We start from the raw sequence: 15,554 nt of genomic DNA on the forward strand, positions 1-15,554 counted from the left end.
CCGGCGGGGGGTGGGGGACGAGGGGCGAGGGGCGAGGCCGCGCAGTGGGAGGCCGGGTCCTCAGCCTCTCTCCCATGTGAGTCAGGCGGCTGGATCGGTCAGGGTTCTCGCCACCGTCAGCCGCATTTCCTCGTGGATCAGGCCGTTGGTGGCGACGATGTCGTGGTGCGTGGCGAGGCCGCCGTCCGATGACGACACTGCGCCCCCTGCCTCGGTGACGAGCAGCATCCCGGCGGCGATGTCCCACGGCGCCAGCTTGAACTCCCAGTAGCCGTCGAAGCGGCCGGCGGCGACCCATGCGAGGTCGAGCGCCGCTGCGCCCAGGCGTCGGAGGCCCTCGACGCGCTCCAGGACCGCGGCGACGACATCGGTGTAGGTGCGGGCGTTGGTGTGACGGTCATAGGGGAATCCGGTGACGACCAGCGCCCTGTCGAGTGCTGCCGTCGGCGACACCGCGATCGGTTCCCCGTTCATCCGGCTTCCAGCGCCGCGGACCGCGGCGAACACCTCACCGCGAAAGACGTCGTGGACCACCCCGACGACGGTGCCTTCGCCATCCTCGAGGGCGATGGAGACCGCCACCTGAGGGATGCCATGGAGGTAGTTGACCGTGCCGTCGAGGGGGTCGACGACCCAGCGTCGGTCGGAGGACGAGTCGATGTCGCTGCCTTCCTCGGTGAGGATCCCATCGTCGGAGCGGTGCTCGGCGAGCAGGGTGACGATCGCTGCCTCGGCGCGGCGGTCGGCCTCGGTCACCGGGTTGGTGGCACCCTTGTAGTCGGCCGCACGATCACCGGAAAGGCGCCGGATCTCCTCGGCGGCAGCAGCAGCAGCGGCGACGGCGAGTTCCAGGTCGGTCATGCGCCAGACGGTAGGACGGTGGCGGTGCCGAAGAGCCGCCGTGGGACCTGATCGCGCGGTCCCCTCCCCCGAAGGGGGAGGTGGCATCGGCCGTTGGCCGCTGACGGAGGGGGAGGCCAGACGCGTCGCGGGGTCCCCGTAGTGTCTGCCCTCCCCCCTCCCCGCCTTCGGCGGTACTCCCCCCTTCGGGGGGAGAGAGTTCAAGCCGCCGACGGTGGGGGAAGGCCAGATGTGTCCCGGGGCCGGCCCCTGGCGCCCTCGCCCCTCGCTACCCACCCCTCGCCCCTCGCCCCTCGCTCCTTCTCGCCCCTGGCCCCCTCGCTCCTCCGCCCCTCGTTCCTCGCCCCTCTCTCCTACCCTCACGGTCCCATGCGTCAGATCCTTTCCGTCGTGGTGTCGGCGGTACTGCTGTGGCTGTCGTTTCCCCCGGTGAACCTGGGGATATTGGTGTTCGTCGCTCCGATCCCCTTCCTGTGGACGATGCGTCGCACCCGCTCGGCGGGTGAGGCGGGTTGGCTCGGTCTTCTGTACGGCGGCATCTTCTTCGGACTGCTCATGTCGTGGCTGCAGGCGGTCGGGTTCTGGCCGTGGATGGGGACGACCCTCATCATGGCGGTGTGGACCACGGCCTTCGGCCTGGTCCTCTTCGCTGCCCGGGCCTGGACACCATGGCGCTGGTGGGTGGCGTCGGTGGGTGCCTGGGCTGCCTGGGAGGCGCTGCGGAGCCGGTTCCCGTTCGGTGGCCTGACCTGGGGCTCGGTGGGGGATCCGATTGGCACTCTCGCCTGGCCGCGCGGGTCGGCGCAGTGGATCGGATCGAGCGGATGGGCGGTCATCGTCGTCGGTGCCGCCGCTGGCGTGGTCCTGGCGTTTGACGAGGAAGCGGATCGGCGACCGGCCGAACTCATGGCGATGATCATCGTCGCCCTCACCCTGCTCGGAGCGATCTTCGTCCCCGCGGCTCGAGGTGATGCGGTCCGGGTGGCGGTGGTCCAGGGGAGCACGCCGTGCCCCGCGGTCCATTGCGATGGCGAGGAGGAGCAGATCTATCGCGCCCATCTCGAGGCGACCACCCTCCTCGAGTCGGGGAGTGTCGATCTGATCGTGTGGGGTGAGGACTCGTTCGGTGGCAATGTGAACCCCACCTTCGACGGCGCCGTCAATCGGGAGATCTCCAGCCAGGCGAGCGTCATCGGCGCCTATATCGTCGCCGCCGGCACCCGTCCGAGCGTCCCTGGGACGTACGACAAGTACTCCGTGGTCTACGACCTGGGCGGGCAGATCGTCGGTGAGTACATGAAGCGGCACGCGGTGCCGTTCGGCGAGTACATCCCGCTGCGCGGCATCCTGCAGTTCCTCCCCCAGGTCGGAGAGGGGCGCGAGGACATGAACCGAGGTGGAGGGCCCGGGGTGTTCCCGGCCCAGTTCGGGGAACGCGCCGGCGTCATCGGCACTGTGCTCTCCTACGAGGCAACGGTGGATCGGTTGGTGCGGTCGACCGTCTCGGAGGGTGCGCAGTTGGTGATCGTCCACGCCAACACCGCATCATTCGGCCCTGGTGCCGTATCGGAGCAGATGATCGGGATGCTGCGCATGACCGCCCCTTCGCTCGGTGTGGACATCGTCGTCGCCTCGGTGAGTGGCCGCTCGACGATCATCCGAGCGGATGGTTCGATTGGTCGAACCACCGGCTTATTCGAGTCGGATGTGCTGCGTGGCACCGTCAACTTCCAGGTGGCTCGCCGGACCGTGTACGTGGGAGCGGGTGACTGGCTCCAGGTGGCGGCGATCATGGCGGCCGCGGCCGTGGCGGTGGGGAGCATCGGCGGCCCGTCACGCGACTTTCGCATCCGCCCGGGTCACAGTCGATGACCCTGGACGACCGCCTGCGGGGGCTCCCCGGGGCTCGCATCGTCGCCACCGTGACCTCGGGACTGCTCATGTGGCTGGCGTTCCCGCCGGTCGATGCGGGCGTGGTGGTGTTCGTGGCGCCGATACCGTTGCTGTGGGCGCTGCGCACGACGACCTCGGCCTGGAGGGGTACCGGTCTGGGTGCGCTGTTCGGGATCGTCTTCTTTACGCCGACCCTGTCGTGGTTCAGGGGCTTGGGCGTCGTGGCGTGGATCCCCCTGGTGCTTCTGATGACGATTGGTTCCACGCTGTGCGCCGCCGCCATCTCCACCGCACGCTCATGGACGGGACGGCGGTGGTTGATCGGCGCCACCGGCTGGTGGGGTCTCTGGGAGTTCACCCGGGCGCGTATCCCCTTCGGCGGGTTCCCCTGGGCCTCGTCCGGCTACCCGGTGGGGACCCTTCCGTGGCCGCGGGGGTCGGCCCAGTGGATCGGGTCGACCGGTTGGAGCATCCTCGTGATCGCCTTTGCCGCTTCGGTCGTCCTGATGGTTACCGAGTCGGACCGCTTGCCGGCGCGGTGGGTCGGCGGTGCGATCCTCATCTTCACCGTTCTCGGCGGGCTGTTCGCCCCGGATCCCGTTGGGCCCGAGGTGCGGGTGGCGGTCATCCAGGGGAACTCACCCTGCCCGGGGACCCACTGCCCGGGCGAGCGAGAGACGATCTTCGAGGCACATCTGGCCATGACCCGGCAGATCGCTCCTGGCGTCGTCGACCTGATCGTGTGGGGGGAGAACTCGTTCGGAGGCAGTATCAACCCCACCTACAACCCCCTGGTCCGCAGCTTCATGGCCGCCGAAGCGAGGCGGACCGACGCCTATTTGCTGGTGAGCGGAACCCGCCCTGCCGGACCCGATCACTTCGACAACATCAACATCGTCTTCCATCCGACCGGTCGCCGCATCGGCGAGTACATGAAGCGGCACCCGGTCCCGTTCGGTGAGTACGTGCCCCTGCGTTTCCTCACCGCCTGGATCCCACAGTTGGAGCGAGTCCCGCGGGACATGACCCGAGGAGAGGAGGTGGTCGTCTTCGACATCGATGCTGCCGACGGTTCCGGCCGCTTCGGCTCGGTGATCTCGTTCGAGGGATCGTTCGCCCGACATCTGCGCAGCGGGGTCACCGCCGGCGCCGAGTTGATGATCGTCCCCACCAACGAGGCTTCGTTCGGGTACGGGGCGGCTTCGGATCAGCTGCTCGGCATGGTTCGCATGTCGGCGGCATCGCTCGGGATCGACGTGGTGGTGGCGGCGATCACCGGCAAGTCGGCGATCGTGCGCGCCGACGGATCCATCGAGGCGACGACCGCCCTCTTCGAGGAGGCGACGATCATCGCCACGGTGACGCTGCGTCAACAGGGTCGCACGCTGTACGCACTCGTCGGGGACTGGCTGCAGTGGATGGCGATCCTCGCCCTCGTCGTCGTGGCCACCCGGGATAAGGTGATCGCCTGGTGGCAACGCTCACCCGAGGTGGACGACGCGGTGATGCCCTATCGCTTGGGGGAGTAGGGAGGGGCGAGGGGCGATCGCTACGTGGGCCTCGCGACGCGTCTGGCCTCCCCCTCCGTCATCGGCCTACGGCCTCTGCCACCTCCCCCTGCGGGGGAGGAGAGTCGGGGGGTGCGGTTCGCAACTCTCTCCCCCCGTAGGGGGGGTACCGCCGAAGGCGGGGAGGGGGGAGGGCGAACACTGCGTGGGCCTCGCCGAGGTCTGTCCAAATACCAAATACCAAGTACCAGGTACCGCCTCTGGCCAGCCAGAGCCACAAGCTCTGCCCTACGGGCCAACCCTTGTCCCCGCGGTCCCCGCGATGGCCCGATCAATCCCCTCCACACTGGTGATCAGCGCACCACGGCCGGTGGCCGACACATACGCGATACACGCTTCGATCTTGGGGCCCATCGAACCCTCCGGGAACTCGCCGGCGTCGAGGTATTGGTGCGCCTCGTCGACGGTGAGGCTGAGCAGGGGGCGTTGCTCCGCGGTCCCGAAGCCGAGATAGGCGGCATCCACCTCGGTGAGGATCACGAAACCGCGAGCGTCGATGGAGGTAGCGATGAGGGCGCCGGTGCGGTCCTTGTCGATGACGGCCTCTACGCCGTAGGTGGTGCCGTTGGGGCCGTGTGCCACCGGGATGCCACCGCCGCCTCCGGCGATGACGATGGCCCCGCTGCGGGCGGCATCGAGGATCGCTCCGATCCCGATGACCTCGAGCGGCGGCGGTGACGGCACGACTCGTCGGACTCCCCTGCCGGGAACCTCGACCGTCTCCCAACCACGGGCGGCGGCCAGCGTTGCGGCCTTCTCAATCGGGTAGAAGGGTCCGACCGGCTTTGTGGGTCTGGTCATCGCCGGGTTCTCCGGGTCGACCACCACCTGGGTGACGATCGGTGCGACCGCCACTTCCCTGCCCGCGCCGCGCATCGCGTCCCCGATCGAGCGGGCGAGCAGGTACCCGATGCTGCCCTGTGTCTCCGCGACCAGCACGTCGAGCGGGTCTACCGGTACCTCGTGGTGGGCTGCTTCGGCACGCAGCAGCCCGCGACCCACCTGGGGCCCGTTGCCGTGCACCAGCACCACGCCCGTGTCTTCGGGGAGGAGAACGGTGAGGGCGGCGGCGAAGGCGGCGGCGTTGCGCTCGGCCCGGCCCGGGTCACCGGCGTCCGGGAGTAGGGCGTTGCCGCCGAACGCCACCACAAGCGGCCCGCCGTGGGACGCCCACAGACGGCGGTCAGGCATCGATCAGCGCGACTCGTAGGCGGTGAGGGCGGCGTCGATGGCGTCGATGCCCTGGTCTAGTTCCTCACCGGTCACGCACAGCGGCGGGATGAACCGGATGACGTTGGCGTTGGGCCCGCAGTCCAGGATGAGCAGTCGGCTCTCGTCGCGGCAGTGCTGGGCGAGGAACGGGAAGGCCTTGGGGTCGGGAGTGTTGCCCTCGGTCACCAGTTCGACGCCGATCATCAGGCCGGTGCCGCGCACGTCGCCGATGGTGGGATGCTGCGACTTCAGGTCGGCGAACCGGGCGAAGGCCTGCTCGGACAACGCCCCGGTACCCGGGATCATGGTGCCGAGCACGTCGACCGTCGCCGCCGCGGCCGCACAGGACACCGCGTTCCCGCCGAAGGTGGTGCCGTGTGAGCCGGGAGTCCAGGCGTCGAGGATCTCGGCGCTGGCACCGACCGCCGACAGGGGGAGGCCGTTGGCGATCGCCTTGCCCATGAGAAGGACATCCGGGTCGACGTCATAGTGATCCGAGGCAAACCACTTCGCGGTGCGGCCGAACCCGGTCTGGATCTCGTCGAAGATGAGCAGGATGCCGTGTTCGTCGGCGAGGTTGCGCAACCGCTGCAGGAACCGTGCTGGGGCTGGGTAGTAACCGCCCTCGCCCTGGATCGGTTCCACCAGGAAGGCTGCTACCTCACCTGGCGTCACTTCATGGGCGAACTTCATGTCGAGTTCGCGGATGGCGTAGTCGGTGGCCTCGTCCTCGCTCATGCCCCATCCGAACGGGTGCGGGAACGGGGTGACGAACACTGACGGGAGCAGCGGGTGATAACCCTGGCGGTACTTCGCCTTTGACGTGGTGTAGGTGACCGAGCCCATGGTGCGTCCGTGGAAGGCGCCCCGGAACACCACGACGCCCTGGCGGCCGGTGGTCTTGCGGGCCAGCTTGATCGACGCCTCCACGGCCTCGGCGCCCGAGTTCATGAAGAAGAGCTTCTCGATCGGGTCGGGTGTCACCGACACCACCTTTTCGGCGGCGGTGACCAGCGAGTCGTAGCGGAAGACTCCGCCGGCGTGCCACAGGCGGTCCAGCTGGTCGCGAGCCGCGGCGAGGATGTCGGGGTGGTTGTGTCCGGCGTTGATCACCGAGATGCCGGTGGCGAAGTCCAGGTATCGCTCGCCTTCCACATCGGTAACCCAGGATCCCTGGCCGGAGACGATCTCGAGATCCGAATCCCAGGTGATGACCGGTGCGTAGACCTTCTCGTGGCGCTCAACGATGGAGTTGCTCATGGAGCGCAAGAGTAACGAGTAGGAAGTAGCGAGTAGCGAGTAGCGAGACCGAGGTGAGCCTCGCGACGCGTCTGGCCTCCCCCTCCGTCAGCGACCTCCGGTCGCTGCCACCTCCCCCTGCGGGGGAGGAGACCGCGCGATCAGGTCCTTTTGCGGTTCCTCCCCCCGAAGGGGGGAGTACCTGACGGCGTAGCCGTCAGGGGAGGGGGGAGGGCGATCGCTACGCAGGCATCGCTGCGCGTCTGGCCATGAGCCATGAGCTATCAGCTATTAGCTGAGTTCAACCCATACCTGGCTGGACCAGGCGAGGAGCTCGCCGTCCGCTGTCGCCAGGGCGGTGCCGGCGAGGGCCTTGCGGCCTGAGCGGCTGACCGGCCAGCCGTAGGAGATCGTGGGCTCACCGATGGCGGGTGCCCGGGCCACATGGGCAGCCATCCGACCCAGCACGACCGGCTTGTCGGTCTCGGTGCGCATCGCCGTCCAGGCGCCCGGGCAGTCGATGGCGGCCCACACGATCGGGATGGTGACCGCTCCGTCCCGGTTCGGCAGCGAGGGGTCGGGGGTCCACGGTGCCGCGACGAGGTCGGTGCCGGGTATCGGACCACTGAAGATCCGCAGGTTGTCGGTGCGTCCCGGTCCGCAGGTGAAGCATCCCGGGAACTCGTGGTGGACGAGACCGAGGTAGCGCGTTGCCGCGTCCTCGGCCTGGGCTAGGGTCGGTGGCGTCGGCGGCTCCGGGGGCACTCCGGTCGGTGTCGCCTGAGCGATGAGGCGGTCGCCCTCCATGACGGCCCACCCATCGTCGGCCGGGACGATCTGTAACTCGGTGTCGAGGGACGGGGGTTGGCGCAGGGTCACCTCGACCGGCTCGCCGATGGCCTCGGCGACGGCGCCGCACGAGTAGCCACCGTTGCCCGACCCGGGCGGTCCGAAGAAGCGAGCGGGGATCACGATCGTCGTCATGTGCTCATTCTCGCCGATCAGGTCCGAGTCAGGGCTGAACCGACGCGGACGGATCGTTCTCGGGCGTGCGGTCTATGGCCGGAGGCTTCAGAGGATACGACGCAGGAAAGCCCGGGTGCGGTCGTGCGTCGGGTTGCTGAGCACCGTGGCGGGGTCGCCTTCCTCGAGGATCACGCCTTCGTCGATGAACATGAGCCGGCTGGCGGCGTCGCGGGCGAAAGCCATCTCGTGGGTGACCACCACCATCGTCATCCCGTCGTCTGCGAGCTGGCGGATCACCGCCAGGACCTCACCGACCAGTTCCGGGTCCAGTGCCGAGGTCACTTCGTCGAAGAGCATCACGGCGGGACGCATGGCGAGCGCTCGGGCTATGGCAACTCGTTGCTGTTGCCCCCCGGAGAGCGCTGCCGGGAAGGCAGTGATCTTGTCGGCGAGTTCCACCCGGGCCAGCTGTTCGTGGGCGAGTTTGACCGCGTCGGGCTTGCTCATCTTGAGCACCTTGAGGGGGGCGAGGGCGACGTTCTCCGTGGCGGTCAGGTGGGGGAACAGGTTGAACGCCTGGAACACCATCCCCATGTGCGTCCGCACCTCGTTGAGGTTGGTGCGGATGTCGGTCAGGTCGGTGTTCCGGAAGAAGACCTGGCCCTCGGTGGGCTCTTCGAGCATGTTGATCGTTCGCAGCAGCGTCGACTTACCCGACCCGGATGGGCCGATGATGGCGACCACTTCGCCCTCGTGGATCTCGAGATCGATGTCCTTGAGGACGTGGAGTTGGTCGAACCACTTGTTGATCCCGACCAGCCGGACGAGGGGCGCACCGCTCATCCGGTCACGCTCGACAGTCCACTGCGCATCCGCTTCTCCACGATGGTGACCACCCGGATCAGGGGAAGGGTGATGATCAGGTATCCGGCGGCGGCTCCGAGCCAGGCGGTGGCGTCGAAGCTCTGCGAGTAGAGGCTGCGACCCATGCCGAGCAGCTCGCGCTGCGCCACGGTCAGGCCGAGGATCGACACCAGGGCGGTGTCCTTGATGAGGATGACGAACTCGTTGAGCAGCGGCGGGATCACCCGGCGCACCGCCTGGGGCACCACCACGAACCGCATCGACTGGCCGTAGCTGAGGCCGAGGGATCGCGACGCCTCCATCTGGCCGCGTTCGAGCGACTGGATGCCCGACCGATACACCTCCGCTGAATAGGCGGCCAGGTTGAGGCCGAGGACCAGAATCGCCACCGTGTACATCGAGATCGGGAGACGCAGCGCCGGGACGATGCCGATGCCGAAGAACGCGATCTGCCAGATGAGCGGCGTGCCGCGGAAGAAGTTGATGTAGACGCGTGCCGGGGCGCGGACCACCGATCGCTTGGACAGGGCGAACAGGGCCAGCACCAATCCCAGGGCGAAGCCGAGCCCGGCACCCGCCGCCGAGAGGAACAGCGTGTTCTGAGCGGCCAGCGCGAACGATCTGACTGCGGCGGTGCTCATCACCGCCCACATGGCGCCCAGGCCCCCGGCGATGAGCCCCGACCACAGCACCGTCTTTGGGTTTCCGTGCCTCAGCCGTACCCAGGCGTAAGCGGCGAGCGCCGCCGCGCCGCCCCACAGCGCGGCGAGGGTGAGGATGGACCCCAGATCGTCGGCGATCGCCGAGGCCGACAGGCCGATGTTGTCGCCGATGCGCCGGAGGTTGAGGAAGTTGCGGGCGAACAGCTGGAGGTCGGTACCCCGGAACCAGGCGAAGGCGAGTGCCAGTAGCAGGCCGAGCACACCGAGGACGCCGCCGGACACGACGGCCTCGCGGGCGGGTCGGTTGGGCATGCGGCGATAGGTGAGGACGCTGGCGGCCGCGATCAGCGCGCCAGCGATGCTGACGATCCCGATGATCGACCCGATCTCACGCGATCCGAGGCCCCGTGCCAGCGGCTCCGATGGGGAGCACTGGGCAACCGGAATCCCCTCGGGGCAGGTCTGGGTCCACCCATAGGAGTCGATGACGACGACGCTGCCGATGAACAGCAGGGCGAGCACCGCGGCGCCGCTCACCAGGACCGTGGCCGACCACCGGGTCTGGGACCGAAGGAACCACCGGAACCCGCGGTCGGGGGGCGAAACAGCGGCAGGCGTCAGGGTCATCTGGCGTCCGACTCTAGGTGGAGCGCCACGGCCGTCTCCCGCCGATCAGGACTCCTTCTCGAGCGCCAATTCTCTCTGGAGTTCGTCGGGGTAGGCGAACCAGCGCAGCGTCTCGAACTCGTCACTCACCTCGGGACGCGGGCAGTCGTCATCGGCGGTGGCCTCGTCCATGATGCGTTCTGCTTCGGCCAGGTAGTCGCTGAGACGGCTGACAGGCTCGGTGGACCGCACATCCGGGTGGGCGAGCTCTCCGGAAGTGAAGGTGACGTCATCGAGGCTCAGGGTGTCCTCGGGCGGTACCGATGCATGGCGCCATATCCCGGTGACCGGGTCGAACCCGTACTGCGGGGCAATGCGCCAGCCGTAATCGGCGATGAGGTGCACTGCCCTGAGGATGAACTGGAACGTGTCCTCGTCGATGAAGTAGTTGAAATTGACCCGCACCCACCCCGGCTTGATGCCCTCACACCCCAGGACGACCTCGCGTTCGATGGCGTCGGCGGTGGGCTCGTCGATCCGCAGGAGGCGGTGACCATACGGTCCAGCGCATGAACAACCCCCCCGGCTCTGAATCCCGAACAGGTCGTTGAGCATGGCCACCACCAGGTTGTGGTGTAACGCCCGCTGGCCGTGCCGGATCACGAACGACACGATCGACAGGCGATCGGCAGTCGGGTTGCCGAGGATCTCAATGTTCGGGTTGCGCGACCAGGATTCGACGGCACGCCCGATGAAGTCCTTCTCCAGTGCCCGGATCGTGTCGGCGCCGACTGCTTCCTTGAGGGCGAACACGAGGCCGGCGCGGATCGACTCGACGATCGCCGGTGTGCCCCCCTCCTCGCGGTGCTCGATGTCCTCGACGTACCGATGGCGGGAGGGGCCGACGTAGGTGACCGTCCCGCCTCCCGGGACGGTGGGAACCCGATTCGTGAACAGCTCACGGCGTGCCACGAGGAGCCCTGGCGTCCCCGGGCCACCGATCATCTTGTGGGTGCTGATGAAGATGGCGTCCTTGTAGGAGAGTGGGTCCGTCGGATCGACCGGGCCCATCGTGATGCCGACGTACGGCGCGGCTGCGGCCATGTCCCAGAAGGACAGCGCTCCATGACGGTGCAACAGCGACGACACCGCCGCGGTGTCGCTGGTGATGCCGGTGACATTGGAGGCGGCCGAAAACGAGCCGATGCGGACCGCCCGGTCGGCGTAGCGGACCAGCTCCTCTTCCAAGTGCGCCAGGTCGATGTGGCCGTCGGCGTCTTCCCCGATACGCACCACCTCGGCGATCGACTCGCGCCAGGGCAGCTCGTTGCTGTGGTGCTCGAACGGTCCGACGAAGACCACCGGCCGCTCCTCAGGTGGGATGTGCTCGCTGAGCCGGTAGCGGTCCTCCAGTTGGTCGGGGATGCGCAGCCCCATGACCCGAACCAGCAGGTCGATCGCCCCGGTGGACCCGCTGCCGGCGAACACGACGGCATGGGAGTCGTTAGCGCCCACGCAGCGGCGGATGATCGCCCGGGCATCCTCGCGGAACCGGGTGGTCTGGCGCCCGGTTCGAGACGACTCGGTGTGGGTGTTGGCGTACAGAGGCAGCACCTGGTCGCGGATGAAGTCCTCGATGAAGGTGAGGGACCTCCCCGATGCCGTGTAGTCGGCGTAAGTCACGCGACGGCGTCCGAAAGGCCCGTCGACCGTGTCACTGTCACCGATGACCGAGTCCCGAATCAACCCGAGGAGGGTCATAGAAAGATCGTACCGGCCGAAGGCCGGTCCGATCCGGCGCGATTCGCGGTTCGCGGTTCGCGATTCGCCAGAACGCCTCTTGCGAATAGCGAATAGTGAATAGCGAATAGCGCCTAGGGTTTTCCCTGTGTCCGATCCCGGCTCCTCGTCCGCCATCCGCTCCTGTTACCGGCATCCCCACCGCGATACCCGGTTGTCGTGTTCTGAGTGCGGGCGGCCGATCTGCGTCGACTGCGCCATCGATGCCGCGGTGGGTCAGAAGTGCGCCGAGTGCTCGGCACCCGATGGTCGGCACCGGGTGATCGACCGGGCCCAAATCAAGGGCCATGTGCGCGGCGCCACGCCCTTCACCTACGCATTGATCGTGATCAACGTCGTGGTGTTTCTGGCCGGGCAGTCGAACCCCGACCTCGGGAGGCGGCTCATCCTCGACTTCGCCCACCACCCGGAGCTGGTCTCGGCGGGTGACTGGTACCGGCTGGTGACGGCGATGTTCCTCCACGGCAGCGTCATGCACCTGCTGTTCAACTCGTGGGCGCTCTGGCTGTTCGGTGCGGCGATCGAGCGGCGCTTCGGGTCGCCCTCCTTCCTGGCCCTCTACCTCGCCTCCGGGATCGCCGGGAGCACCGCGTATCAGCTGACCGGCTCGTCGTTCGCCGTGGGCGCCTCCGGCGCCATATTCGGGCTGTTTGGCGCCCTCCTCGCCGCCACCTACCGCCAGCGGCACAGCCCGGCGGGTCGTGCCGCCTTCGGCCAGTTGGCCATGCTGCTCGCCATCAACCTCGCTCTCCCGTTGCTCGTCCCGAACATCGCCTGGCAGGCCCACCTCGGGGGGCTGGTTGCCGGCATGGTCACCGCCGCCGGCTGGGACCGACTCCCTCTCACCGGCGGCGGCTCCGGCGGCAGACGCGTCGCTGTCGCCTTTGCCGTCCTGGTAGTCGCCGCCGCCATCGCCCTCCTGTTCTGAGGGCCTCGCGACGCGTCAGCCCTCCCTCTCCGTCATCGGCCGGCGGCCGATGCCACTTCCCCCTTCAGGGGAGGGGACCGTGAGTTGGCCCTGGCTGCTCGCTGGGCGCGTCCCCGCTGCGCCCTAACCTGCCCCCATGGACTTCGCCTTCAGCGACGGTGCGCTCGACTGGCAGCGGCGGCTTCGTGAGTTTCTGGACGATCGGGTCTTTCCCGCCGAGGCCGAGTTCAACCGGCAGGTCGCCGACAGCGGCACCCCCTACTTCGATCCACCGGTCCTCGACGAGCTGAAGGCCGAGGCCCGTTCCCTAGGGCTGTGGAACTTGTTCCTGCCCGACGAGGAATGGGGAGCCGGCCTGTCGGTCCTCGAGTACGCCCCGCTCGCCGAGATGACCGGCTGGCAGCCCCATTACGCCCCTGAGGCCATCAACTGCTCGGCACCCGACACCGGGAACATGGAGATCCTGGCCATGTTCGGCACGCAGGAGCAGCAGGAGCGGTGGTTGGTGCCGCTGCTCGAAGCCGAGATCCGTTCGTGTTTCGCCATGACCGAACCGGCGGTGGCGTCGTCCGATGCCACCAACATCGCCTGCCGAATCGACGACGATGGCGACGACTTCGTGATCACCGGCACCAAGTGGTGGTCCAGCGGAGCCATGTCGCCACGCTGCAAGATCGCCATCGTCATGGGGGTCACCGACCCCGACGCCGACGTGTACCACCGGCAGAGCATGGTGCTGGTGCCGATGGAGGCTCCGGGAGTCCAGGTGGTCCGCGACCTCACCGTGTTCGGCTACCACGAGCGCGGGGGTCACGCCGAGATCCGCTTCGACGGGGTTCGGGTCCCCAAGAGCAACCTGCTGGGCGAGCGAGGCGGCGGCTTTGCCATCGCCCAGGCGCGCCTCGGTCCCGGCCGCATCCACCACTGCATGCGGCTCATCGGGATGGCCGAGCGGGCCTTCGACGTCATGTGCCGGCGCGCTCTGGAGCGCACCGCCTTCGGCAAGTCGATCGCCGAGCAGGGGGTGGTGCAGGACTGGATCGCCGAAGCGCGCATCCGCATCGAACAAGCCCGGCTCATGGTGCTCAAGGCGGCGTGGCTCATCGATACCGTTGGGGTCAAGGGGGCGCGTATCGAGGTGTCGGCGATCAAGGTGGCGGTGCCCGAGATGGCCACCTGGGTGATCGACCGTGGGATCCAGGTGCTCGGCGGCGCCGGGGTGAGCGATGACTTCCCGCTCGCCTCCCTCTACGCCCACGCCCGGACCCTGCGCATCGCCGATGGGCCCGACGAGGTGCACAAGCGCTCGGTGGCGCGGCGCGAGCTGCGGCGGGTGCGGGACGAGTCGTGACCGGGGCGGTGTTCGAGCCGGTCGGGGATGCCTTTCAGCCGCAGCCGGTGTCGCGGTCCGGGTGGGGCGAGGAGGTGCTGCACGGCGGGCCGGTGGCGGCGCTGTTCGTTCACCAGATGGAGCGGGTGCCGGCCCCGGTGCCGATGCAGGTCGCACGGCTCACCGTCGACATGTTCCGTCCAGTGCCCACCAGCCCGCTGACCGTCACCACGCAGGTGAGCAGGGAGGGCCGCCGGATCCAGACGCTCGAGGCGTCCATGACCTCAGACGGGGTCGAGGTGGCAAGGGCCACGATGCTGCGGATCAGGTCCGACGATCTGGCGGTACCCGACCACCCGACCCGTGAACCACTTCCGGACCCCGACGGGCTTCCGGTCCATCGGATGGTCCATCCGATGCCGGAGCACGATGAGGACGATTGGTTCCACACCCGTGGCGTCGAGATGCGCCTCGTGTCGGGAGACATCGTCGAGCCAGGACCGGCCACGGTGTGGATGCGTCTCACCGTTCCCATCGTTTCCGGCGAGGAGCCATCACCGACCCAGCGTGCAGTCGCCGTCGCCGACTTCCCCAACGGCATCAGCCGGGTGCTGCCACCGGGATGGCTGTACATCAACCCCGACCTCACCGTGCATTTCGCTCGACCACCCGACGGCGAGTGGATCGCCCTGGGCGCCCGCACCGACATCACCGGCGGTGTCGGCCTGGCCCAGGCCGACCTCTTCGACACCGCGGGCGCGTTCGGGCACTGCCTGCAGTCGCTGTTGGTGGCGCAGGGGTACTGATTCCCCTCTCTCCCCCCGTAGGGGGGAGTACCCGACGGCGGAGCCGTCAGGGGAGGGGGGAGGGCGAACGCTACGCAGCCCCCGCGACGCGGCCGCTCTTGGTTCTTGGCTCTTGGTTCTCCGTACCATTCCATCATGACCAACCCGCTCACCCGACCCCGCTGGCTCGCCGGGCATGCGCTCGCACTGGTGACGGTGGTGGCGTTCGTCAGCCTCGGGTTCTGGCAGCTGCGGCGGCATGCCGAGGTGCAGGGACTCCAGGCGGCGGTGGCTGAGGCATCCGCCCTGTCTGCTGTCGATGTCGCCGAGGCCGAGGCCGAGTTCTATCACCGGGTGTACGCCGCCGGGGTGTTCGATCACGAACGGGAGGTCCGGGTGCTTCGGTCCGAGGGGGGTGAGTCCGGAGAGCGGGTCATCACCCCACTGGTTCTGTCCGACGGCACCGCCATTCTGATCGACCGAGGCTGGGTGCCCCGGGGGGGAGGTCGGACCCGTCCATCTGAGGCGACGCGTGTCGAGGGGTATCTGTGGCCGGCCGAGCGCGGATCGTGGGTTCCGGAGTCCCTGGGAACCCGCCAGTTGGTGCGTCGTATCGACCCGGCGGTCGTCCAGCCCTTCGTCGACTACCAGATCCTTGACGGCTATCTGATCGAGGCGGGCCCGACCGCCGAACCACCATCGATCTCGTCGGGTCCGCATCTGTCCTATGCGGTGCAGTGGTTCCTGTTCACGGGCGTGGTGCTGGTGGGCTATCCGCTGCTGTTGCGACGGGCTCTGCGGCGGGAGCGACTCGCTGACGCCCCACCTGGCTGCCGATGA

Annotated in this window: 13 protein-coding genes; 6 read left to right on the plus strand and 7 right to left on the minus strand. The window is 68.3% G+C overall.

What is annotated here, in order from left to right:
• Nucleotides 1-81: 81 nt before the first annotated feature.
• Nucleotides 82-861, minus strand: a complete 780-nt coding sequence (locus WEA29_02390) for an inositol monophosphatase family protein (GenBank protein ID MEX2322605.1) — start codon at nucleotides 859-861, stop codon at nucleotides 82-84.
• A gap of 369 nt (nucleotides 862-1,230) precedes the next feature.
• Here WEA29_02390 and lnt (WEA29_02395) point away from each other — a divergent pair, with 369 nt between their 5' ends.
• Complete coding sequence (gene lnt / locus WEA29_02395; protein ID MEX2322606.1) at nucleotides 1,231-2,733, plus strand: apolipoprotein N-acyltransferase; 1,503 nt, start codon at nucleotides 1,231-1,233, stop codon at nucleotides 2,731-2,733.
• Entirely contained in the window at nucleotides 2,730-4,283 is a 1,554-nt protein-coding gene (gene lnt / locus WEA29_02400; protein ID MEX2322607.1) for an apolipoprotein N-acyltransferase, read from the plus strand. Before lnt (WEA29_02395) ends, lnt (WEA29_02400) begins: the two co-directional genes overlap by 4 nt.
• 267 nt (nucleotides 4,284-4,550) lie before the next feature.
• On the opposite strand, the gene WEA29_02405 is transcribed toward lnt (WEA29_02400), so the two are convergent.
• The 6 genes from WEA29_02405 to WEA29_02430 all read right to left on the minus strand — a co-directional run bounded on the left by WEA29_02405 (nucleotide 4,551) and on the right by WEA29_02430 (nucleotide 11,632).
• Complete coding sequence (locus tag WEA29_02405; protein MEX2322608.1) at nucleotides 4,551-5,513, minus strand: carbamate kinase; 963 nt, start codon at nucleotides 5,511-5,513, stop codon at nucleotides 4,551-4,553.
• Between the two features lie 3 nt (nucleotides 5,514-5,516).
• Nucleotides 5,517-6,794 (minus strand): aminotransferase class III-fold pyridoxal phosphate-dependent enzyme, encoded by a 1,278-nt coding sequence (locus WEA29_02410; GenBank protein ID MEX2322609.1) that lies wholly within the window; start codon nucleotides 6,792-6,794, stop codon nucleotides 5,517-5,519.
• Between the two features lie 270 nt (nucleotides 6,795-7,064).
• Nucleotides 7,065-7,757, minus strand: a complete 693-nt coding sequence (locus WEA29_02415; GenBank protein ID MEX2322610.1) for a hypothetical protein — start codon at nucleotides 7,755-7,757, stop codon at nucleotides 7,065-7,067.
• Between the two features lie 87 nt (nucleotides 7,758-7,844).
• A complete protein-coding gene (locus WEA29_02420) occupies nucleotides 7,845-8,582 on the minus strand; it encodes an amino acid ABC transporter ATP-binding protein (protein ID MEX2322611.1) in 738 nt (245 codons plus the stop codon).
• Nucleotides 8,579-9,892, minus strand: coding sequence for an amino acid ABC transporter permease (locus tag WEA29_02425; GenBank protein ID MEX2322612.1), 1,314 nt, complete (start codon nucleotides 9,890-9,892; stop codon nucleotides 8,579-8,581). The genes WEA29_02420 and WEA29_02425 overlap by 4 nt, the downstream gene beginning before the upstream one ends.
• A 45-nt stretch (nucleotides 9,893-9,937) precedes the next feature.
• On the minus strand, nucleotides 9,938-11,632 hold the full coding sequence (locus WEA29_02430; GenBank protein ID MEX2322613.1) for an aminotransferase class V-fold PLP-dependent enzyme: 1,695 nt from the start codon (nucleotides 11,630-11,632) through the stop codon (nucleotides 9,938-9,940).
• A 127-nt stretch (nucleotides 11,633-11,759) separates the two neighbouring features.
• On the opposite strand from WEA29_02430, the gene WEA29_02435 reads away from it, so the two are divergent.
• The 4 genes from WEA29_02435 (at nucleotide 11,760) to WEA29_02450 (ending at nucleotide 15,554) form a co-directional block, all read left to right on the plus strand.
• Nucleotides 11,760-12,599: a rhomboid family intramembrane serine protease gene (locus tag WEA29_02435; GenBank protein MEX2322614.1), complete on the plus strand. Its 840-nt coding sequence runs from the start codon at nucleotides 11,760-11,762 to the stop codon at nucleotides 12,597-12,599.
• A 136-nt stretch (nucleotides 12,600-12,735) separates the two neighbouring features.
• Complete coding sequence (locus WEA29_02440; GenBank protein ID MEX2322615.1) at nucleotides 12,736-13,950, plus strand: acyl-CoA dehydrogenase family protein; 1,215 nt, start codon at nucleotides 12,736-12,738, stop codon at nucleotides 13,948-13,950.
• On the plus strand, nucleotides 13,947-14,735 hold the full coding sequence (locus WEA29_02445; GenBank protein ID MEX2322616.1) for a thioesterase family protein: 789 nt from the start codon (nucleotides 13,947-13,949) through the stop codon (nucleotides 14,733-14,735). The genes WEA29_02440 and WEA29_02445 overlap by 4 nt, the downstream gene beginning before the upstream one ends.
• Nucleotides 14,736-14,870: 135 nt before the next feature.
• On the plus strand, nucleotides 14,871-15,554 hold the full coding sequence (locus WEA29_02450; GenBank protein ID MEX2322617.1) for an SURF1 family protein: 684 nt from the start codon (nucleotides 14,871-14,873) through the stop codon (nucleotides 15,552-15,554).

Source organism: Acidimicrobiia bacterium (assembly GCA_040902765.1).
Lineage (GTDB): Bacteria > Actinomycetota > Acidimicrobiia > Spongiisociales > UBA11373 > DATKBG01.